At 69.2% G+C, this 2,504-nt stretch carries 3 protein-coding genes; all 3 read left to right on the top strand.

The features are described from left to right. Nucleotides 1–212, top strand: a 212-nt coding sequence (locus B0293_RS44600; protein WP_245820146.1) for a gamma-glutamyl-gamma-aminobutyrate hydrolase family protein, incomplete at its 5' end; no start/stop codon positions are given. Beyond that, on the top strand, nucleotides 209–1,573 hold the full coding sequence (locus B0293_RS41555; RefSeq protein WP_005160446.1) for an aldehyde dehydrogenase family protein: 1,365 nt from the start codon (nucleotides 209–211) through the stop codon (nucleotides 1,571–1,573). The genes B0293_RS44600 and B0293_RS41555, both read left to right, overlap by 4 nt. 2 nt (nucleotides 1,574–1,575) lie before the next feature. Further along, the gene (locus tag B0293_RS41550; RefSeq protein WP_005160448.1) at nucleotides 1,576–2,343 is read left to right on the top strand and encodes a 3-oxoacyl-ACP reductase; all 768 of its coding nucleotides are present in this window, start codon (nucleotides 1,576–1,578) and stop codon (nucleotides 2,341–2,343) included. Nucleotides 2,344–2,504: the final 161 nt, after the last annotated feature.

Genomic DNA, 2,504 nt, shown 5'->3' with positions numbered 1-2,504 from the left:
CCGAGACCAAGGTGCCGTGTTACCACCATCAGGCGATCGACAGGCTCGGCGACGGGCTGGTCGCGACGGGCTGGGCCGCCGACGGGACCATCGAGGCGGCCGAACTGCCCGGCGACGCCTTCGTGCTCGGCGTCCAATGGCATCCCGAACAGAATCCCGACGACATCAGGCTTTTCGAAGCGCTGGTGACAGCTGCGAAGGAGCGCGAATGACCACGTTCGAGGTGATCAACCCCGCCACCGAAGAGGTGGTGAGGTCGGTCGAACTGACCTCGGCCGAGGAGACCGACGCGGCGATCGCCCGCGCGCACGCGGCGTTCCCCGCCTGGCGCGCGGTGGCCCCCGGCGACCGGGCGCGGCTGCTGCGCCGGTTCGCCGACGCCGTCGACGCCGACATCGAGAACCTCGCCCAACTGGAGGTCGCCAACGCCGGCCACACGATCGGCAACGCGCGCTGGGAGGCGGGCAACGTCCGCGACGTGCTGACGTACTACTCGGCGTCACCCGAACGGCTCGCGGGCAAGCAGATCCCGGTCCCCGGTGGCGTGAACATGACGTTCCACGAGCCACTCGGCGTGGTCGGCGTGATCGTGCCGTGGAACTTCCCGATGCCCATCGCGGGCTGGGGGTTCGCGCCCGCGCTCGCCGCCGGGAACACCGTCGTGCTCAAACCCGCCGAACTCACGCCGCTCACCGCGATCCGCCTCGGCGAGCTCGCCCGCGAGGCCGGGATCCCCGAAGACGTCTTCCAGGTGCTTCCGGGCAAGGGCTCCGTGGTGGGACAGCGTTTCGTGGACCATCCGGCGGTGCGGAAGGTGGTCTTCACCGGCTCCACCGAGGTCGGCAAGCGGATCATGGCGGGCTGCGCCGCGCAGGTGAAGCGGGTGACGCTGGAACTCGGCGGCAAGAACGCGAACATCGTCTTCGCCGACGCCGACCTGGAGAAGGCCGCGGCCACCGCGCCGTACGGCGTGTTCGACAACGCCGGGCAGGACTGCTGCGCACGGTCGCTGATCCTGGTCCAGTCGAGCGTCCACGAGAAGTTCATGGAGCTGCTGGAACCAGCGGTGAACGGCATCGTCGTCGGGGATCCCCGGCTGGAGGTCACCGAGATGGGGCCGCTGATCTCGGCGGGCCACCACGCGAAGGTGTCGTCCTATGTGGACGACTCCGCGCCGGTCGCCTTCCGGGGCAGCGCACCGGTTGGACCGGGCTACTGGTTCGCGCCGACCGTCGTCACCCCGCCCGACCTGCGGCATCCGCTGGCCTCGGACGAGATCTTCGGCCCGGTCGTCGCGGTCGTCCCGTTCGACGGCGAGGCGGACGCGGTCACCATGGCCAATCAGACGGAGTACGGCCTGTCCGGCTCGATCTGGACCCGCGACGTCGGCCGCGCCTTCCGCGTCGCGCGCGGCGTCGAAGCCGGGAACCTCTCGGTCAACTCGCACTCGTCCGTCCGGTACTGGACGCCGTTCGGCGGGTTCAAACAGTCCGGGCTGGGCCGAGAGCTCGGGCCGGACGCCGTCGACGCTTTCACCGAGACCAAGAACGTCTTCATCAGCACGGAGGAATAGGAATGGTTCAGCGTTTCGAGGGCCGCGTCGCGGTCATCACCGGCGGCAGCAGCGGCATCGGCCTCGCCACCGCGCGGCGGCTGGCGAGCGAGGGCGCGAAGGTCGTCATCGGCGACATCTCCGCCGAGCCGGGCAAAGCCGCGGCCGACGAGGTCGGCGGCCTGTTCGTGCAGGCCGACGTCACCGACGCCGACCAGGTCGAGGCCCTGTTCCAGACCACCGTGGACACCTTCGGCTCGGTCGACGTCGCGTTCAACAACGCCGGCATCTCCCCGCCCGAGGACGACTCGATCCTCACCACCGGCATCGACGCCTGGGAGAAGGTGCAGAAGGTCAACCTGACCTCGGTGTACCTGTGCTGCAAGGCGGTGCTGCCCCATATGCAGCGGCAGGGGAAGGGGTCGATCATCAACACGGCGTCGTTCGTCGCGGTGATGGGCGCGGCGACGTCGCAGATCTCCTACACCGCGTCCAAGGGCGGGGTGCTGGCGATGAGCCGGGAGCTGGGCGTGCAGTTCGCGCGGGAGAACATCCGGGTCAACGCGCTGTGCCCGGGTCCGGTGAACACGCCGCTGCTGAAGGAACTGTTCGCGAAGGACCCCGAGCGGGCCGCGCGGCGGCTGGTGCACGTGCCGGTCGGACGGTTCGCGGAGCCGGAGGAGATCGCGGGCGCGGTCGCCTTCCTGGCGAGCGACGACGCCTCGTTCATCACCGCTTCGCAGTTCCTGGTGGACGGCGGCATCTCGGGCGCCTACGTCACCCCCCTCTGACCCCCGTCGCATTTCGTCCTCTGAATGCGTTTTGCCTGGTCGCGAAGTCCGTGAAGGCCTCTTTCCCTCGGCAACGCTGTGGCGCTTGGTGACGTTGAGGTAGTTGGGGCGAGCGCTCTGTCGGTGAAGGCCTCCTTCACTACTCTCAAGGTAGGGAAGGA

This window comes from Amycolatopsis azurea DSM 43854, from assembly GCF_001995215.1.
Taxonomy (GTDB): domain Bacteria; phylum Actinomycetota; class Actinomycetes; order Mycobacteriales; family Pseudonocardiaceae; genus Amycolatopsis; species Amycolatopsis azurea.
The sequence above is the reverse complement of the archived record's forward strand: the minus strand, read 5'-3'. Positions and strand labels throughout refer to the sequence as shown.